The following is an 18,745-nucleotide window of genomic DNA, read 5'->3' as shown; positions in this document are numbered from 1 at the left end:
CTCCACGGGAGTCGTCACGACGGGGGGGCGTCGGAATGAGAGATCAAGCCACGAGGCCATGGGGTGCTCCAGGGGTGGGGGATGAGGACTTCACCCCGTAGAGCCCCCCTGGCCTGAACTGGCGCATTTCCCGTCCGCCGCCCGGAATCAATTCCCTCCGGTGGGGGCGTGAATCCTCAGCACATAGAGGAAGTCCTTGATGCTCCGACCCCGGGCCACGACCAGTCCCTCCCGCAGGATGACGGTCTCCTCCAGCCCATCCTGGAAGTGCGTCAGGGGCGTGGGGTCCTCCTGGCGATGGAAGGAGACGGGCCCCTCGCCCAGGACTTCCCAGAACCGGCGACGCGTGACGTCTTCCGGAGTGGCGCTGCCAGGCAACTCCTCGCGAGGCGCGCCCGTGGCCAGGTCGAAGAGGCGCGTCACCTGGTCATTGGACTGGGTGACGAGCAGGTCCTCTCCCACGGACACGGAGAAGGGGAGGGACGGATGCGGCAGCTCGTACTTGAGCGCGCCCGTCTGGACATCGAAGAGGCGCACTCGCCTGTCCGACCCACAGGCCGCCACGAGCGAGCCATCCGCGGAGAGCCCCACGGCCACGATGTCGTCGTTGCTGACCTGGATGAGCCGCAGTGAGCCCGTCGTCAAATCGTAGACCTCCAGCTCTCCAGAGGCGCGTCCCACGGCGATGCGAGGCGCGCGGGTCGCCGCCGCGTACGCGGGCTCGGGCTCCAGCAGGGTCCGGGTGGTCAGGACGTTCCTGCCGCTCGTCACCTCGTACACCCACACGCGAGCGTCCTCGGAATAGCCACACACGACGTGGGCGCCGTCCGGGGTGAAGGTCACCAGGGTGACGGGTCCCTTCGCGCCGCGCAGGGTGTGCAGCAGGGCTCCATCGGAGACGCGCCAGATTCGCACGCACCCATACTCGAGCGCCGCCGCCACCCACTGGCCGTCCGGAGAGAAGGCCAGCGGTTGTTTCATGCTGAGGCGCTTCTTCGTGTCGTTCGGGTCCAGCGGCCTGGCGAACAGGGTCCGCACCGGAGTCAGGCTCTTCGCGTCGAGCAACCGGACCCCGCGCCGGGCGGGCGTCTCCATCATGAGATGGATGCCATAGGCGGCCAGGGTCCCATCGGGACTGAAGCACCACGGCTGCATGGGTGTTTCGTCGAGGTCGGGAGGACAGTTGCGAACGCGCCCCTGGGCGTCGATGGCGAGCCACGCGTCGAACCGCTGGGCGATGGCGAGCCCCCCCTCTGGCTGGCCCCAGAGCTGTTTCATGCGATGCGGCTCCGCCAGGAGGACGGGCGGCGGCGAAGTGTAGAGGTCGCTCACGAGCAGGCCGCCATCGGCCGCCGTCAACGCGAAGTGCTTGCCGTCGGGAGAGAAGGCCGCGCCGCGCTGATGGCCATCGGAGGGGTAGGGCCTGGACCACAAGGAGGTGCCTTCGCGGACGTCCACGACCTCCACCCGGTTGTAGGACAGCAGACCCAGCCGGCTCGTTCCGAGCCAGGCGACCTGGGAGTAGCGCCCCTCGCCGCGCGTGCCCGGCAGCCGGGTCCACGTCCGGGTGTCCGCCACGGCGATGCCCTCGAACACCGCCCAGGCAATCCACTCGCCATCCGGACTGAACTCCACCGTGTCGACGTATCCGTCGGAGGCGATGCGCTCCACCTGCGTCCACGTCGCGGTGTCCCAGATTCTCAGCGTGGAATCGGAGCCGCCGCTCGCGAGCCAGCGCCCCGACGGGTGGAAGGACAGGCTCAGCACGGACTGCTCATGTCCCTTCAGCGTCTTCACCGGGCGGCCGGAGTCCACGTCGAACACGTGCACGCGCCACCCCAGGTTGCCGGTGGCGAGCAGGCGTCCATCCGGACTGAAGGCGACCGAGGTCACCTGTCCCTCCTGACCCGGAAACTCCTTCAGGAGCGCTCCGGTCTCCACATCCCAGATGCGGGCGTCATGGTCCCTGGAGCCTGATGCCAGTCGCGTTCCGTCCGCGCTCCAGGCCAGGCCCCGCACCTCGCCCTCGTGGCCCGCCATCACCTGGAGGCACTCGCCGGTGGCCACGTCCCAGACGCGCACGTTGCCGTCGTCGGACCAGGAGCCGGTGGCGAGCTTTGTCCCCGACGGGCTGTAGGCCGCGCACAGCACCTGGGCGTCGTGCCAGAAGAGCGAGTCCGCGCTCTCCAGGGCGCCGCGCAGCGGCAGCAGGGACTCCACCCAGGGCGCCGCGCCCGCCGCGTCCCGTTGCTTCCGCCAGTGGTTCGCGAGCGCGAACAGATGCGCGTCGGGATGGCTCCACGGGCCCTGGCTCTCGGGCGCGAAGTGCGTGGCGGCGTCGGGCGCGTCGTGCCAGCGAAGGCGGTTGTAGAGGCTCTGGAAGAGGGCCTCGGGGTGCGCTTGAAGGAAGGTGGCGTCGAACTCGACGGCCTTGCGGAGGACTCGCAGCGTCCTGGGGCCGACGGCGGGACCGTCTTCCTTCAACACGAGCGCGTCGGGCGGCGTGCGCGCGAGTACCTCGTCCAGGGTGGCGAGCAACGCCGCCACGCCCTGGGTGCTCACGAGGTTTTCGAGGGTGGAAAGCTCGGTGAGGGACTGAAGGTCGTAGGTCATCGAGGGTGGGACTCTCGCACGTCCGACGGCCCCTGTTGGAGCCCCCGGCTATGCGTTCTTTCGTCCACGAGGACGCGACGCCTTCGCCTCGGGAGCGTCGGTGGGGCCCGGAGCGTCCTTCAGGGCCATGACGGCCTGGACGATGTGCTCCGCGTCGATGCCGGCCGCGCTCAACAATTCCTCGGGCTTGCCGGAGCCGGGCAGGGTGCGCACCGCCAGGCGCTTCACGACAGGCAGCGGCTGGGGCTCGTCGGAGAAGGCTTCGAGCACCGCGTCCGCGAGTCCGCCTTCGGCCCAGTGGTCCTCGACGACGATGAGCCGCCCCTGGGTCTCCCGCGCGGCCTGCCGCAGCGTCTTCACGTCCACGGGCTTCACGGAGTAGAGGTCGATGACGCGCACGGAGACACCGGACTCCTGGAGCCGCGCATGCGCGTCCAGCGCTTCGTGCAGGGTGATGCCCGCGGCGACAATCGTCGCCACGTCCTTGTCGGAGCGTCGGAGCACCTTGCACCCGCCGATGGGGAACTTCTCGGTGGCCGAGTACAGGACGGGCGTCTTCGCGCGGGTGGTCCGCAGGTAGCTGATGCCGGGCAGGTCCACCAGGTGGGCCATCAACGCGGCCGTCTGGTTGGCGTCGCTCGGGTACAGCACGGTGCTGCCCGCGACGGCGCGCATCATCGCCAGGTCCTCGAGTCCCATCTGCGAGGGGCCGTCCTCGCCGATGGAGCAGCCCGCGTGGCTGCCGCACAGGTGCAGCGTCGCGTTGGAGACGGCCGCCATGCGAATCTGGTCATACGCGCGCGACAGGAAGGCCGCGAAGGTGCTGATGAAGACGCGCTTGCCCAGCACCGCCATGCCCACGCCGCTGGACACCATGTTCTGCTCGGCGATGTACATCTCGAAGTAGCGCCGGGGATGGGCCTCCCGCAGCTCCTCCGAGTACGTGGAGTTGGACACCTCCGCGTCCAACGCGACGAGGTCCGGGTGCGCGTCACCGAGCGCCTTCAGGGCATCGCCGTAGACCTTGCGGGTGGCGACCTTCTCGTCGGTGGCGTAGCCCGGCAGCTTCAACGGCGCGGCCGACTCCTGGGGGGCGGGGCGGGTCGCTTCAGGCTTCTTCACCTCGATGCGCAGGTGACGCTCACCGCCGAGCTCCTGGATGGCCTCGCGCGCCTTGTCCTCGGGCAGGGGCTTGCCGTGCCAGCCTTCCTTGTTCGCGATGAGCGAGTAGCCGTGGCCCTTCTCCGTCTTGAAGATGAGGCAGGTGGGCTTGCCCTTCGTGGACTGGGCCTCCGCGAGGGCGCGGTCGATGGCGCCCAGGTCATGTCCGTCCACGGCGAGCGCGTGCCAGCCGAAGGCGCGGGCCCGCGCGACATAGGCCTCGTCGTTCCAGCCCAGCTCCGTCGGCCCGCTCTGGCCCAGGCGGTTCATGTCGATGAGGGCGCAGAGGTTGTCGAGCTGGTAGTGCGAGGCCTTGTCGAACGCCTCCCAGACCGAGCCTTCCGCTGTCTCGCTGTCGCCCATCATCACGTAGGTGCGGAAGCTCCGCTGGTCCAGCCGCGCCATCAGCGCCATGCCCACGCCCACGGCGAGCCCCTGGCCGAGCGAGCCGGTGGCCACGTCCACGAGCGGCAGCACATGCGGGTTGGGGTGCCCCTCCAGCCGGCTGCCGAGCTTGCGCAGCGACAGCAACTCCGCGTCGTCGATGGCGCCCACCGCCTTGAACGCCGCATAGAGGACCGGGCAGGCGTGGCCCTTGGAGAGCACGAAGCGGTCGTTGTCGGGGGCCTTCGGGTTTTGGAAGTCGAAGCGCAGGTACTTCTGGAACAGCACCGCGACGATGTCGGCCGCGGACATGGAGGAGCTGGGGTGTCCCGAGCCCGCCGCGGTCGTCGCTCGGATGCTGTCGACTCGAAGCTGCGCCGCGAGCTCTGCCAGTGTGTCTGCCATCGTCTCTCTCCGGGCTGGGGACCCCCGTAGGGTGTTGACGGTGGAGTCCCTGGTGAAGCGGCGCGGCCATGAAGGGGAGGGAGGGTCCGAGGGTCCTCTCTTCGGAGAGCAGCCCGGCGGGGGGGCTCCTGGGCGCAGGCCCGCTCACGGGCGAACGTGGCATGGGCAGATTGAGGACCAGGGGAGGAACGTCCCAATGAATCCACTGCGTCAGCTCGCGGAGTTCGGCCAGGCCGTCTGGGTGGACAACCTCCAGCGGAGCTACATCACCCAGGGCACGCTCAAGAAGCTCATCGACGAGGATGGGCTCAAGGGCCTCACCTCCAACCCCACCATCTTCCAGAAGGCGGTGTCGGGCAGCGAGGACTACGCGGACCTGTTCGTGGCGGCGCGCGCCAAGGGGCTCTCCGCCAATGACGTCTACGAGCAGCTCGCGGTGCGCGACGTCCAGGGCGCCGCCGACATCCTCCGGCCCGTCTATGACGCGCTGAAGGGGAAGGATGGCTTCGCCTCGCTGGAGGTCTCTCCCCGGCTCGCGAACCAGACGCAGGCCACGCTCGAGGAGGCCCGGCGGCTCTGGAAGACGCTGGCGCGACCGAACGTGATGATCAAGGTCCCTGGCACGGAGGCCGGGGTGCCCGCCTTCCAGCAGCTCATCACGGAGGGGCTCAACATCAACGTGACGCTCCTCTTCAGTCAGCAGCGCTATCGGCAGATCGCCGAGGCGTACCTGTCCGGGCTGGAGAAGTTCGCCAAGGCGGGTGGAGACTTGAGCACGGTGGCCAGCGTGGCCTCGTTCTTCGTCAGCCGCATCGACGTGGCGGCCGACAAGGAAATCGAGCAGCGGCTCAAGTCGGGCGCCTCCGCCGAGCAGCGCAAGACGCTGGAGGCACTGAGCGGCAAGGTGGCCATCGCCAACGCGAGGCTCGCCTATCGCATCTACCAGGAGCTCTTCAGCAGCGCACGTTGGAAGGCCCTCGCCGCGAAGGGCGCGCGCGCGCAGCGCGTGCTGTGGGCGAGCACCAGCACGAAGAACCCGAAGCTGCGCGATGTGCTCTACGTGGAAGAGCTCATCGGCCCCGACACCGTCAACACCATGCCCCCGGCGACCATCGACGCCTTCCGGGACCACGGCAAGGTGCGCACCAGCCTGGTGGAAGATGTCGCGGGCGCCAGGGAGACGATGCGTCAGTTGGAGGCGAGCGGCGTGTCGATGAAGTCCATCACGGAGCGGCTGTCCGTGGACGGCGTCAGGCTCTTCGAGGAGTCGTTCGACGCGCTGCTGGGGGCGGTGGGGGAGCAGTTGAAGAAGCAGTAGGCGCCAGCGCCTCGAAGGTCTTCCGGTGGGATGTGCCCTGGAGGTAGTCCCACGCCTCGGCGTCCGTGAGCCGGCCTTCCGTCTGGGCCAGCAACTCCAGCAGCAGCTTCACCAGCGTGCCCTCGTCGCGAGGGGCGGTGTCCTCCGAGGTCTTCCTCAGGGCGCGCTGGATGGCGAGGGCCACCTGCGCGGCATGTTCCTCCGAGGCACTGGCCACCCGCGCCAGCGTCATGGACAGGCGCTTGAGGTTGATGAGCCCCGTGGGGCGCAACTCGCGCAGCATCTCCCCGAGCTCCTCGGCGGTGAGTCTCCCCGTGGCGAGCGCGGAGATGGCGGCGTCCACGCTCACGCCATGCTCACCAGGCTCCTTCGTCGCCAGACCCATGGCGAGCACCAGCCGGGCCATGGAGCCCAGGCGCAGCCAGGGGTGAAGCAACTGCTCGTACGCGACGACGTTGCTCCAGTTGGCCTCGCTCCAGTCGATGTTCATGGCCAGCTCCTCCGCGTGGCTGGCGAAGAACGCCTCCAGTCCCGAGGGCCAGAGCGTCGCCGCCCAGCGCGGGTAGGGCTTGCCGCCGCCGCCGTTTTCCTTGATGAGCATCAGGCCCGGAATGTCCTGGCGTTTGAGCTTCCCTGGCGCGATGGGCTTGGGCGACGTCGAGATGAACAGGTCGTGGAAGGTGAACTTGCCGGAGCGTCGCGCCTTGACGGTGAAGGTGTGCTCCGACTCCGGCGTTTCACCCCGATGCCTCCGCGCCACCGACACACTCACGTCCACTGTGTCAGGTGCGCTCTTGCCCAGCCCCAGGGCCCAGGCGACGAGCTTGAATGCGTCACTTCGCGAGCGGCTCGACTGCTTCAGCGACTCCAGGGCCTTCGAGTCTCGAACGGGAGCGAGCCGACACAGGGCGAGACACAGGTCCGCGAGCGGGGGCTCTTCCGCCTCGGGTGCGCGCGCCAGCAGGCGCGCCACCAGCGTCTCCGGAGCAAGCCACCCGCCCTCATGGGTGGGCATGGACAACAGGCCCTCTTCACGTCCCGCGTCCAGGGCCCTCGCGAGCTCGGAGATGCGTTCGCTCAGCAGTGGCAGGAACACCTCGTGTCCGGGCGTGAGCGCCGGCTCGGGAACCTCGCGCAGCGTGGAGTGGGCCTCGCCCGGGGACGCGAGCCATGCGAGCGCGAGGCCCGCGAGGCGAACCGCCAAGGATTCTCCATATGTCTTCGCGCTCAGCTTCCTGGCGCGCTTCGCCAGGGCGGAGGTCCGCCGCGCGAAGTCGTCGGGGCGCTGTCGGCCCAGTCGGGCCACGCCATCCAGCACGCGCTCGACCTCCATCGGATTGCCCGCGTCCTCGATGCAGGTGGAGAGCGCGGAGAGCAGCTCGTCGAGGCTCGCGATGGGCGTCACCGCGAAGCGCGCGTCCGTGGGTGAGGCCGGCGCGCGAGGCTCCCCGGAGGGCTTCTTCTTGTCCGCTGTCCTGGGAGGTTCCGAAGCCGTGGGGCGCGTGCTCTCACCCAGCCATGCCTGGACGTGCTTCTTCAGCGAGGCGGCCACGCCGTCCACCCGCTCCTCGACGGCGGTGCGAAGGGCCGCGTCGGGCGTCTTCGCCAGGGACTCCAGCGCCTTCAGCACGGCCTTCTGCACGTCCACGGCCTCGTGCGCGAGGCCGGAGGCCAGGGCCCCCGTGATTCGCTCACGGGAAGCGCCGGACTCGCGCTCGCCGAGTGCCTTGAGGAGCTTCACCGCCTGCTGCGCGGTCCCCTTGTGCCGGGCCAGCAGCACGGGCTCCAGCGCGGGCAGGGCGGAGTCCACGGGCAAGGGCTCGCGGGCCTCCAGCGCGGTGACGACGTCGAGCGCGAGGCTGACCGTCGCGGGGATGGAGCTGCCCAGGAGGCGCAGATAGCGGTCCCTGTGTCGCGCCAGCTCCTCGGGGGTTGGCTCCAGGGCCTCGTGGAAGCGGGAGAACCAGCCCGCGCGAAACGCCGCGAAGTCGCGCTCCAGTGCTCCCAGCGTGGCGTCCAGCAGGCGCCCTCGCTCCAGCGTGCCCTGACGCATGTGCCGCAAGAAGACGGAGGCCCAGGTCTTGTCCTCGAAGGTGTACTTGTCCTTCGCCGCGAGGCTCAGCTCTCCGCTGCCCTCGACCTCGAACAGGCGCCACGCCTCGTGCTCCAGCAGTCGCGGGTCCGTGTCGAAGGGGTTCGGATGGAAGCGCGTGTCCAGGAAGAGCATGCCCGTGGTGTAGTTGTCATGGGTGGGGCGACGGGACACCCCCTTGCGCATGAGCATGCGCGCCACCCAGAAGTAGGACGGGGCGAGCGCGACGAGCCGCTCGGCCGCGTCTTCCAGCCAGTCCGGTCGCAGCTTCGCGGCCAGGTCGGCGGCCTCCTCGGGAAGGGCACCGAGGAGGCGGGGCGTCCAGTCCGAAGGCGGGACGGTGAAGAAACACAACATGGCCAGCACCCGGGAGCGTTCGCGCCGGAGCGCCTGTTCCTCGCGGGAGTCCGACCAGTGCTCGTCCCGGAGCGCCTTGTCCCGCTTGAGTGCCTCGGGGCCGAGCTGTCTTCGCTGCGCCGGAGTCAGCCCCTCCAGCAGAGTGGCGCAGGCGGCGGGGCTGGGAGCGGCGAGCAGCGCATCGAGGGGCGAGGTCGTCATGAGGCGTCGGGGTCCTCGGCGCGCTGGGCGTGTAGCTGCGCCGCGAGAAGGTGTTTGCAGGGGCCTCGCTCCAGGGCGTGGCGGGAGAACCAGGGGCAGCCACAGCGCAGCGGCTCTCCATCCGCGTCCAGCAGGGCGTGGTAGGTGACGTCCGCGCCGCGCACCCACCAGGCGTTCGGGGTAGAGGCGTCCGGTTCCAGTGCACCCGCCTCCAGCAGCGCGCGTGCGTCGGAGAGGCGGGGTGCGAGAGCCTCCACCTGCTCGAGGTCGAAGGGCAGCTCCCGGTGGAAGAAGGCGGCCGTCTGCGAATCAAAGCCCACCAGTCCCCTGACGCCGAGCACCTGGAGACCGTGCCACACGAGGTCCTCGGGCGCGGACAGCTTGCTCGCCAGCGCGCGGGGCTCCAGCACGGCCTCCCAGCGCAGCTCCGCGCGCAGCGTGGACAGCACCTGCTCCACGGCGGGGCGCTGTGCCAGGGCCGACAGCGTCTGCCCTTCGCCGGAGAAGCCACGCCACACCTCGCCGGAGAGCGCGAGGGTGAAGCGCAGGACGCCCATGTCGAGCACGAAGGCACTGGCCTGTCCCCGAGGGTCCGCGTGCAGGATGAGTCGCTTCGCGAAGGGGACCAGGTCCTCCAGCACGCGCAAGCGCTCCAGGCCGGTGAGGCGCATCGCGCCCGTCGCCGCCGTCGAGCTCAGTCGCACCGAGCGCCCCTGGGGCACCAGGTAGTGCGGGCGCTTGTCGGTGCGTGTTCGAGGAAGGCCGCGCAGGAAGCGCAGGGCCTCCGTCGCGGGCAGCTCCGCGAAGGGCGTGAGGCGGGACAGGTACGCCTGCACCTCGGCGAAGCCCTTGAGCCAGCGCAGCGGCAGCGGCACCTTGCGCTCCACCACCCGTGCTTCGCCGCGCTGGAGCGCCACCTCCGCGTGGCCCACGGACAGCGCGAGCGGCTCCTCAGCGCGCACGGTGGCCAACGCCGCACGCATCGGCGCGTTGAAGTCCACGTTGGTGGTGCCGAACGAGGCGACGTCACCTTCGTAGGCCGACGGCGTGAGGTCCACGCGGGCATAGGTGCTGGCGCAGCCGGAGAACCCCTCGAAACGCAGCATGCCGCGTCCGCATGTCACCACCGGGTCGGCTTCGAGCAGGATGCGGTGCAGCATGGCGGGAGGGACATGGAAGCGCGTCCCCACCACGCGGGACAGGGCGCGCAGCGACAGCGCCGTCAGCCGGGGTTGGAGCAGGCGCCCCTCGAAGAAGTACGGCCGGGGCGCGCCGCCGCCGGAGGTCATGAGGCGCAGCGCCTGTCCGCGCTCCTCGGCCACGAGCTCCGAAGGGCCGCTGTACTGATAGGTGTGGCTCAGGGCCGTCATGTCTCGTCACCTCGCACCGCGTGGAGGCGCGGGGTGGGTGCGACGCTAGCGTGACGACCTGCCTTGTCCAGTGACGCCTGGCTCGCCTGCCGTGAGGTATTCCCGCGAATGGCGTGGATGCGGGACCTTCACGCCTGGCGTCAGGCTCGCTTGGACGATGCGCGGGGTGCACTCCGATGGCATGGTGACCTTCGACATGACCCGCCCCGCCGTGACGTTGCTCCTCTGCTGTGTTCCCTGGTTGGTGTTCGCGCAGGCCCCCGTGAAGGAGCAGTGGGTCGTCACGACGGACCTGTGGGGCAATCCGCTCTATCAGGCCCTGTCGCTGGAGCGGACGGGCAAGCGGCTGGGGGGCGAGTTCGACGGGGACACGTTGGAGGGTGAGCGGACGGGCCAGGAGGTCCGCTTCACCGTCACGGACTCAAACAAGGCGCGCTACATCTTCACGGGCAAGGTGAGCGGGGACACGATGCGGGGCACCGCGGACATGCCCGACACGAACAACGCCCAGGCGCGGGTGAAGCATGCCTTCACCGCCCGGCGCATCGCCGAGCGTCCCTCGGGGCCTCCGCGTCGCCACGAGTTCAAGCCCACCACCTGGTCCAACGAGTTCTCCGCGACGCGCGAGCCGGTGCTGACGCTCTGGGCGGGTGACACGCTGAAGACGACCACGCTCGACTCTGGTGGCGTGGATGAGCACGGCGTCACGAAGGCGCTCTTCGGAAATCCCCAGACGGGGCCGTTCTTCATCGGGGATGCGCGGCCTGGGGACACGCTGGTCATCCACCTGAAGCGCGTGCGCTTGAATCGGCGTCACGCGGACAGTCTCGACAGCATCGTCGGAAGGGCGATGACGCCCGCGCTGGCGGCGAAGGCGACGGAGTTGGGCAAGCCCGTGCGCTGGACGCTGGACTGGGAGAAGGGCGTCGCGAGCCCTGAGACGCCGACGGAGCGACTGAAGGACTACACGGTGCCGCTGCGTCCCATGCTGGGAGGACTGGCGGTGGCGCCGGGCTTCGGTCTGCCTGCCTTCTCCACCGGAGACACGGGGCGCTTCGGTGGAAACATGGACTTCAACGAGGTGGTGGAGGGCAACACCGTCTATCTGCCTGTCTTCCAGCCGGGGGCGCTGCTCTATCTGGGTGATGCCCATGCCGCGCAGGGCGACGGTGAGACGTCACAGTACGCGTTGGAGACGTCGATGGAGGTGGAGCTGACCGTGGATGTCGTGCACGGCAAGGCGCCGTCGATGCCCCGGGTGGAGTCTCCCACGCATCTCATGGTGCTCGGGCAGGCGGGCTCGCTGGATGATGCGCTGCGCTCGGCGACCAGCGGCATGACGCAGTGGCTGGAGCAGGACTACGGGCTGTCGTTGTCGGAGAGCGCGCAGGTGTTGGGCACCAGCGTGCAGTACGTCGTCGCAAACCTCGCGGGGCGAAGCGTCGGCGTCGTCGCGAAGCTGGACAAGTCGCGACTGGCGAAGCTCCGCGCCACGGGGAAGTAGCGCGGCTCAGAACATGAAGCCGTCGAGCTGCAACTGACACGTGGCCGGGTCGACTCCCGACTGGACCCTGTGCGTGTTCCGCGTCATGGGATTCTCCAGTGCGGTCTGTTTCGCATCGGGCCACTCTCGTGGGTTGTCATGCGAGCGCAACAGGCCGGGCCGGCCGTCGAACATCCACGGCCGACCCAGGTGACGCCGTGACTCACGTCACCCGCGAGTGACCTCAGGGGAGGAAGGGCGAGCGGTCACAGGAGAGGCTTCCTCCCGCGCGGTACAGCATGTCCTGGTAGACGATGGTGTTGTTGATGGGGAAGGCGCTCGTCACGGAGGCCACCGTGGCGCCATTGCGCACCAACCGGAAGCTCGGCGTCCCCTGCTGGAGCGGGACTCGGAACGACTGGATTCCCGCCGCCACGTTCGTGCGCTGAACGCTGCCCGCCAGCTCGATTTCCAGCGTCGCCGGCGCCGTCAGGAACGCGAGCAGCTCGATTTCGTTCACCGCGGGCGCGCCATTCACCAGCCGGTAGACGGCGCTCTGCTTCGTCAGGTCCGGCGCCGCGCTCGTCGAGTGCCGCCGGTGGAAATAATACAACCCATCCCGGACGATGGGCGGCTGCACGCCTGTCTTGAACCACGCGGTGTAATACGCCGTCAGGTCGAAGGCGGCCCACTGCGTGCCGGAGGACGGGGAGAACTCCGTCGCCTCCGAATAGTCATTCCACGTGATGAGCTGCACCCAGTCCGCGCCGCCCTGGATGGCCGCGCTCCACAGGGCCCGGAGCGCCTGCGAGTTGTTCGCCTCCGTGTAGACGAGGTCCTTGGGGCGGGAGTCCTGCAAGGCCACCGGTGCCATCCACTGGAGCCCCATGCCGTGCGCCGTGCCGGGGTTGGCCAACTGCCCCGAGGCTCCGGAGAGCGTCCGGCTGCCCCAGGTGGACGTGCCATGCAACGGCACCACCGCCTTGAGTGCGTTCGTCTGCGCCACCCACGGGTTGACGTACACGGGCCACAGCGCCGAGGGGATTCCGCGTGCCTGGAGGGCCTGGACGACGGAGGCCCACCACTGCGGCGTGCGCTTGTCGGCGTAGTACGGCGCGAGCAGCAGGCGCCCATCGTCCAGGTGATACACCGCCGGGTGCGAGGCCACCGATGCGATGGAGTTCACGAACGCCGTCAGCGCCTCCGCGTCGGTGCCCGAGTACGTGGAGGTCAGGTCCGGCATGAGGACGATGCGGAACCCGCTGTCGACGTTGCTCGCGGCCTGCAGCAGCTTCAGCAGGCGGTTCCAGTGCGTGCCGGTGTGGTTGAGGATGTCGTAGGTGAAGCCGTCCAGGCCCAGCGCCGAGGCGCGGCGCACCTCCAGCTCGAAGTTCGCCAGCTCGTAGTCCACGCCCGCCGCGCGAGGTGCCTGGGGCAGGGGCCGCTGCTTGAGCAGCCCGCCGCAGTACGCGAACTTGGAGTTCTCCCCGGTGGGCACCAGGTAGTGCCGCGCGTAGTAGTCGACCGAAGGCTCCCGGTTGTCGAGGGAGAGCGGGTAGGGCGAGAAGTAGTGCGCGAAGACCTTCTTCGGCGACGCGCGCAGCGTGCTCAGGGCCGGCAGGTCCAACGGCCAGCACGGCGTGGCGGGCGCGGCGGAGACGTCCGCGGTCAGCTCCAGGTCGAAGCTCAGGTCCGACGAGTTGAGCGTGGACTGGTGCACCTCCACCGCGAGCACGTTGGTGCCCGCGATGAGCGCGCTAATGGGCACGGTGGTGCTGTGCCAGGTCAGCTCGGCGCTATCCGCGATGACGGTGCTCGCCAGCGTCGACGCCGTCACCGTGCCCGAGGGCAGGTTGCTGCGAAGGACCTCCTGCCCGTTCAGGTAGACGATGGCGCCGTCATCGCGCAGCAGCCGCAGCACCACGTTGCTCACCCGGGAAGGGTCCGCGACGGCGAACGTCTTGCGCAGCCAGGTCGTCACGTAGCGCGACGACGTGCTGGGGCCGTAGGACACGACCGTCGCCTCGTCGCCGTCGCCGTAGCCGAGCTGCGCGGAGCCCTGCTTCCACGCCGTGTCCGTGTAGCCCACCGCCGTCCAGCCCGCGCCCGGGTCCACGCCCGTGTCGCGATATCTCCACACGCTGCCCGGTGCGACGAGCGTGCTGACCTGGAGGCCCGCCTCCGTTGTCGTGGAAGGCGGTGGGGCTTCCTCGGGCCGGGAGGCGGGGCCGCAGGCTCCGAGGAAGGGAAGGAACAACGCAAGGCAGACCGCTCGACGAGGGGGTGTGGAGAGCATGGAGGTGTCGTCTTCCAGGGGGTGTGTAAAAACCGGAAGACTTCCAATCCATTGATAACAAGCAACGCTCTGTCTTGTCCCAGCTAGAAAATCGAGTCCTTGTCGGTGAGGTTGTAGACCTCCTGCACGTCGCGCAGCAGCTTGGGGAAGTCCAGCTCCAGGTCTCGCAAGAGGCCGGTGCGCATGTCGAACACCCAGCCGTGCACGGTGGGGAAGCCCTTCTCCACGTAGCTGCGCTGCACGGCGGCCGTCTTGACGATGCTGATGCACTGCTCGGTGACGTTCAGCTCCACGAGCCGGGCATAGCGGGCCTCGGGGTCCGTGAACGTGTTCAGCTCCGCCTTGTGGAGCCGGTAGACGTCGCGCACGTTGCGCAGCCACGGGTTGAGGATGCCCAAATCCTTGGGCTGCATGGCCGCCTTCACGCCCTGACAGCCGTAGTGGCCGCAGACGATGATGCGCTTCACCGACAGGTGGCGGACCGCGTAGTTGATGACCGACATCACGTTCAGGTCGACGTTGTTGACCAGGTTCGCGACGTTGCGGTGGACGAAGACGTCCCCCGGCTCCACGCCCATGATTTCGTTGGCGGGCACCCGGCTGTCGGAGCAGCCGATGTAGAGGTACTCCGGGTTGTGTTCCGCGGACAGACGCTCGAAGTACTGCGGGTCGTCCTTCGTCTTGTCGGCGGACCAGCGGCGGTTGTTCTCGAAAATCTTTTCGTAGGAGGGCACGGTCCCGTTGCATGCCGCCCCTGCGCCCCCGCGTCAACGGGGACGTGTCATTTCCGGTTCGCTGTGGACACGCCTCAGCGGGCGAGCTGGATGAGCCTGGGCGGCGAAGCCCTCAGCTGGCGCATGTCGACGAGGATGTCGTACGCGCGGGACTCGGGCAGGACGGGACCCGCGGCGAAGCGGTAGAGGCTCCGCGTGTCCTTCTCCTGGGGGAAGCGCTCCCGGACGGCGGTGGCGAGCAGCTCCTTGGCCACCCACTCGGTGTCGACGGACACGGAGCCGAACTCGTCCAGATAGCGCTGGGACGCGGCGGAGTCTCCCTGCCGCGCGGTGAGGACGAAGACGCGCGGCTTGCGCGCGGGGACGATGGCGGAGGCCCCCTGCCGCATCAGCGCCAGCTCCCGCTCCTGCGGCACCGCGAACAGCTCCACGGATTGCTGATGCGCGAGCAGGGCGCTCACCGCGACGAACCCGCCCAGCAACGCCACGGCCACGCGAGGTCCCCGCGTGGGAAACCGGTCCCCCAGCTTCACCATGGCGGCGAAGAAGAACACGCTCCACACCCCCGTGAGGGCATAGAGGGTGCGGTACGTGGGCCACCGCTCGCTGGCGAGCAGGCTCGCGCAGTACGCGACGCCCGACAGGCCCACGAGCGACACCACCCACGTCCCCACGCCAACGCGTCCCGTGCGGCGCCCCTCGACGACGAGCCCCAGCGCGAGCACCGTCAGCGTCACGCCCACCATGGGCCAGTACCCCCACGAGGGCGCGGCGTCCGTGTCGTTGAGCGCATTCAGCGCCAGGGCGTTGGGCAGCACCTGGGTGACGAACCAGACCGCCTTGGCCACGAAGTGCCGCTCCAGCACCATGCGCGGCGACGGGGTGAACACCCCCAGCGCGAACGTCATCCGGGTGACGACATACGCCAGCCCCAGTCCCCCGCCCACGACGAGCACGTGGCTCGCGAGCCAGCGCGCGGACGCGCGCACGTCGTCGAACCGCCGCGTCACCAGCGCCGCCGCGAGCAGCACCGCGTAGAACGGACCGCTCGCCTGATAGATGAGCGTCGACGCGGCCAGGGCCGCTACCCCGCCCACGCACCAGGTCACGCTCCGCGCCCCGCCCGTCGAGGTGCCCACGCCTCTTCGCGCCAGGGCGAACGCCCCCACGCTCAAGAGCAGCGCCACCGCCTGGGGCCAGCAGATGCTCCAACTGGCGACCACCTGCGCGGAGGGAATCACGATGAGGAAGGCGGCGAGCAGCGCGGCGGGAGACCTCCGCCACCCCTCGGCCCGGAACAGGAGGTAGAGCGCGAGTGACAGCAGGGCCAGCCCCAGCACGCCCAGGGCCCGCAGGCCGCCCAGCCCGTCCACGTCGTCGACTTCACGCGTGGAGCGCTCCAGGAGCCAGCCGTACAGCGGACGGCCCATGGCGCCGCACACCCGCAGAATCTTCCCAGGCTCCTCGCGGGCCTCCCTCAGAATCGCGTAGTCGTCGCGCAGGCCATAGTCCAGGGAGATGGCGCTGCCATAGACGACCCAGGGAAGCAGGAAGAGCAGGGCGGCCGTACCCAGTGCTCGGAAGGCACCTGTCGTGATGCGTGTCTGCAGGGGGAACCTCTGAAGGCTCGCGAGCCTAGCAGAGTCGTATGACGCGTCTCGGTATGCGTGAAGTCTCACGCCAGAGTGAAACGTCCCACAACGACTTCACCGCCCGGCCGCCCAGGCCCATGCGGCGTGTCCCTCTGGACGAATCAGCAGCCCTCCCAGGCCGTGGAGCGGGGTGGCGTCGTCGGAAATGTCGAGTTCCAGCACCTCCAGCCTCGGTGTCCAGCCTGGCGCGGGCTCCCGTCGGGTGGGCGGGTGGGGGCCGCCCTTCGCGTGCAGAGCGGCCCCCGCCCGTCCAACCCGGCAGTGAGGGCAGCGCCCGGTGGGGCGAAGGCACGGGCGCGTCCGGGTAGGCGACATCGAGTCCTCCGAGGTGCTCGGCGAGCGGCGTCACCGGCGAGCAGCACGCGTCCTTGCCGGTACGCCTCCGCCAGCCGCGTCTCGTTGCCGAAGCGCGACAGCCACCGGGGTTCTCGCATCCCGAAGTCGGAGCCCGCCACGCGCGTGAGGCTCGCCCGCAGCTCGTCCAGGGGGAGCGGCTCCTTGAGGGGCGTGTGCTCGTGCCGGGCGTCCGTGATGATGCCGTCCCCCATGGGGACGATGAAGGCGTTGCCATGCGCGGGGGTGAGGGCGAGGCAGGAGGTGGGCCAGGCCACCTTCGCGTTGCTCGACGACGTGCTCGGGTTCACCATCGAGGAGCAGGCCTTCGGTGCTCAGCAGGGCGAGGGGCCTCCAGTGGCCGAGCGGATGCGGGCGCTCGCCACGCCGCGTTTTCCCCATGTGGCCCGGGCGGTGGACGCGCTGGTGGACTCCGACTTCGACGCGCGCTTCGCCAGGCACGGTGAGCCGCGTGGGGCCTTCCGCAAGGCATTGGACAGCGACCCTGGACCGTGGAGCACCTGGGCGCGCGTGTATCGGAACGGGAGGGATTGGCAGGTGACGCCCGGTGGCGGGCCGCGTCTGCTCGTGCACGCCTGAATGTCAGACTATTGGAAGCAGTCCTTGACGTCGCCCGGTCACGCACCCACCTCAACTGGAGTGGAAGTGCTTGCGTGAAGAACGAATCCCGGCTGCCTGCTCACAATGTGACCATCGAGGGCTGGGTGGTGGAGTGGCTCGCCCTCTACTGGCAGATGCCCGCGGCCTCCATCGACACGCGGCGTCCCCTGGTGGAGCAGGGGCTCGACTCCATGGGGGCCATCTCCCTGGCGCATGACCTGGAGCAATGGTTGGGTTTGCCGCTCACCCTGTCCTTCCTCTGGGAGCAGCGCTCCATCGAAGCCCTGGCGCGTGCCCTGGCTTCGCCGGGAGACCTGTTCGCCCAGGCACCTCCGAGCGAGTCCGCCGAGTCGACGTGGGCGCCCGGCGGTGCGACTCCCGCATCCCTGGGCCAGCAGCAGCTCTGGCGACTCAACAAGCTCCAGCCGGGGAGTGCTCGCTTCCATGTCCACCTGGGGCTGCGATTCGACGGTCCGCTGGATGTCGACTCCCTCAGGCTCAGCCTCCAGGAAATCGTGCGACGGCATGAGTCGTTCCGGACGACGTTTCGCGAGCAGGACGGGCGGCTGACGCAGGTGGTGGCCTCACCGTCGCGGCTGGAGATGCCTGTCGTGGACCTGCGCGCGGAACTGGACGGGGACCTGGGAGGGGCCCTGGGCTCCGCGTCCTTCCGGACACTCCATGAGGCGCAGGGGCGCACGCCCTTCGACCTCCAGGCCGGACCCCTGATTCGCACGGCGCTGGTGGTGCTGGCGGACCAGACCCATGTGTTGTTGGTGACGCAGCACCAGCTCATCACGGATGGTTCCTCGCTCGGCGTGTTCGGTCGCGAACTTGCGTCCCTGTATCGCGTCTTCCATGCGGGGGTGCCGTCGCCGCTGGCCCCACCGTCGCGTCAGGTGGCGGACGTGGCGCGCTGGCAGCATGCGTGGCTCTCCGGAGAGGCAGCGCAGCGGCAGCGTGAGTACTGGCGCGCGCGGCTGGACGGGGTGCCCGCGTTGACGCTCGCGTCGAGGAGCGCCGATGCCGAGGACCCGCGGCTGGGAGGACTGGTCTGTTTCGAGGTGCCCGTGGCCCTGACGTCGGCCTGGAAGGCGCTGGCGAGCAGGGAGGGCGCGACGTTGTTCACCGCCCTCTCGGCCGCCTTCGCCGCGCTGCTGCGCTCGCATGCGGGCCAGGAGGATGTGCTGCTGGGCACCGTGGTGGCCAACCGGGGGCGGCGCGAGCTTCGCGACGTGGTGGGGTATCTCGCCAACACCGTGGCGCTCCGGTGTGACCTGACGGGCAACCCCTCGTTCCGGGAGCTGCTGGCGCGCCACCGCGTCCGCACCACCGACGACCTGAGTCATCAGGAGCTGCCGTTCGACGAGGTGGTGCGGCACGTCCGCGACGCCGGGGGCGCGCCGCCGAGGGTGCGGGCCGCATGTGTGTTCGAGAGTCTGGCCACCTTCGAGCTGACCATTCCCGGCCTGTGCTGCACGCTGTTGTCGGACACTCCGGATGCGTCCGTACCCGGCACGGCCCGCCATGAGCTGACGTTGCTGTTGCGCGAGGACGAGGGAGGCCTGCGGGGCGCCTTCGAGTACGCCGCTGACGTGTTCCAGCCCGTGGAGGTCGAACAGCTCGCGGAGCGCTTCCGCCACCTGCTGGGCCGCGTCGTGGAGACGCCCGATGCGCGGCTCGATGACCTGCTGCCTCCCGGGGTCGCCGCGCCGTTCGGATGAC

12 protein-coding genes are annotated in these 18,745 nt (G+C 69.5%); 4 read left to right on the top strand and 8 right to left on the bottom strand.

All coding sequences use genetic code 11. The annotated features are described in order from the left end of the window. Nucleotides 1-147: 147 nt before the first annotated feature. Both FJV41_RS11765 and FJV41_RS11760 read right to left on the bottom strand, forming a co-directional pair. Nucleotides 148-2,613, bottom strand: a complete 2,466-nt coding sequence (locus tag FJV41_RS11765; RefSeq protein WP_141642545.1) for a WD40 repeat domain-containing protein — start codon at nt 2,611-2,613, stop codon at nt 148-150. Nucleotides 2,614-2,661: 48 nt separating this feature from the next. Continuing rightward, nucleotides 2,662-4,563, bottom strand: coding sequence for a transketolase (locus FJV41_RS11760; protein ID WP_141642544.1), 1,902 nt, complete (start codon nt 4,561-4,563; stop codon nt 2,662-2,664). A 196-nt stretch (nt 4,564-4,759) separates the two neighbouring features. Here FJV41_RS11760 and tal point away from each other — a divergent pair, with 196 nt between their 5' ends. Further along, the gene (tal, locus tag FJV41_RS11755) at nt 4,760-5,881 is read left to right on the top strand and encodes a transaldolase (RefSeq protein WP_141642543.1); all 1,122 of its coding nucleotides are present in this window, start codon (nt 4,760-4,762) and stop codon (nt 5,879-5,881) included. Here the strand turns inward: tal and FJV41_RS11750 are convergent. Together FJV41_RS11750 and FJV41_RS11745 are read right to left on the bottom strand one after the other, a co-directional pair. Beyond that, nucleotides 5,814-8,531: a DUF6493 family protein gene (locus FJV41_RS11750; RefSeq protein WP_141642542.1), complete on the bottom strand. Its 2,718-nt coding sequence runs from the start codon at nt 8,529-8,531 to the stop codon at nt 5,814-5,816. The two genes, tal and FJV41_RS11750, sit on opposite strands and share 68 nt — an antisense overlap. Beyond that, the gene (locus FJV41_RS11745) at nt 8,528-9,901 is read right to left on the bottom strand and encodes an SWIM zinc finger family protein (protein ID WP_141642541.1); all 1,374 of its coding nucleotides are present in this window, start codon (nt 9,899-9,901) and stop codon (nt 8,528-8,530) included. The genes FJV41_RS11750 and FJV41_RS11745 overlap by 4 nt, the downstream gene beginning before the upstream one ends. 196 nt (nt 9,902-10,097) lie before the next feature. On the opposite strand from FJV41_RS11745, the gene FJV41_RS11740 reads away from it, so the two are divergent. Next, nucleotides 10,098-11,405 carry an acetamidase/formamidase family protein gene (locus FJV41_RS11740; protein ID WP_141642540.1) on the top strand — a complete coding sequence of 436 codons (1,308 nt, stop codon included), beginning with the start codon at nt 10,098-10,100 and terminating at the stop codon, nt 11,403-11,405. A gap of 223 nt (nt 11,406-11,628) precedes the next feature. Here FJV41_RS11740 and FJV41_RS11735 read toward each other — a convergent pair whose 3' ends face one another. The 4 genes from FJV41_RS11735 to FJV41_RS11720 form a co-directional block, all read right to left on the bottom strand. After that, nucleotides 11,629-13,680 (bottom strand): glycoside hydrolase family 71 protein, encoded by a 2,052-nt coding sequence (locus FJV41_RS11735; protein ID WP_141642539.1) that lies wholly within the window; start codon nt 13,678-13,680, stop codon nt 11,629-11,631. 83 nt (nt 13,681-13,763) lie between these two features. After that, complete coding sequence (locus FJV41_RS11730; protein WP_141642538.1) at nt 13,764-14,414, bottom strand: carbonic anhydrase; 651 nt, start codon at nt 14,412-14,414, stop codon at nt 13,764-13,766. A 74-nt stretch (nt 14,415-14,488) separates the two neighbouring features. Then, complete coding sequence (locus FJV41_RS11725; RefSeq protein ID WP_246137156.1) at nt 14,489-16,093, bottom strand: glucosyltransferase domain-containing protein; 1,605 nt, start codon at nt 16,091-16,093, stop codon at nt 14,489-14,491. 74 nt (nt 16,094-16,167) lie between these two features. Continuing rightward, the gene (locus FJV41_RS11720) at nt 16,168-16,614 is read right to left on the bottom strand and encodes an FAD-dependent monooxygenase (protein ID WP_246137157.1); all 447 of its coding nucleotides are present in this window, start codon (nt 16,612-16,614) and stop codon (nt 16,168-16,170) included. Between FJV41_RS11720 and FJV41_RS11715 the strand changes: the two genes are divergently transcribed. Continuing rightward, nucleotides 16,598-16,999 (top strand): hypothetical protein, encoded by a 402-nt coding sequence (locus FJV41_RS11715; protein ID WP_181790571.1) that lies wholly within the window; start codon nt 16,598-16,600, stop codon nt 16,997-16,999. The genes FJV41_RS11720 and FJV41_RS11715 overlap by 17 nt on opposite strands. Nucleotides 17,000-17,073: 74 nt before the next feature. Then, a complete protein-coding gene (locus FJV41_RS11710) occupies nt 17,074-18,744 on the top strand; it encodes a condensation domain-containing protein (RefSeq protein WP_141642535.1) in 1,671 nt (556 codons plus the stop codon). Nucleotide 18,745: the final 1 nt, after the last annotated feature.

Origin of the sequence: Myxococcus llanfairpwllgwyngyllgogerychwyrndrobwllllantysiliogogogochensis (assembly GCF_006636215.1) — a bacterium.
GTDB classification, from domain to species: Bacteria; Myxococcota; Myxococcia; order Myxococcales; family Myxococcaceae; genus Myxococcus; species Myxococcus llanfairpwllgwyngyllgogerychwyrndrobwllllantysiliogogogochensis.
Note: the sequence above shows the minus strand (reverse complement) of the source record. Positions and strands in the feature narration are given on the sequence as shown.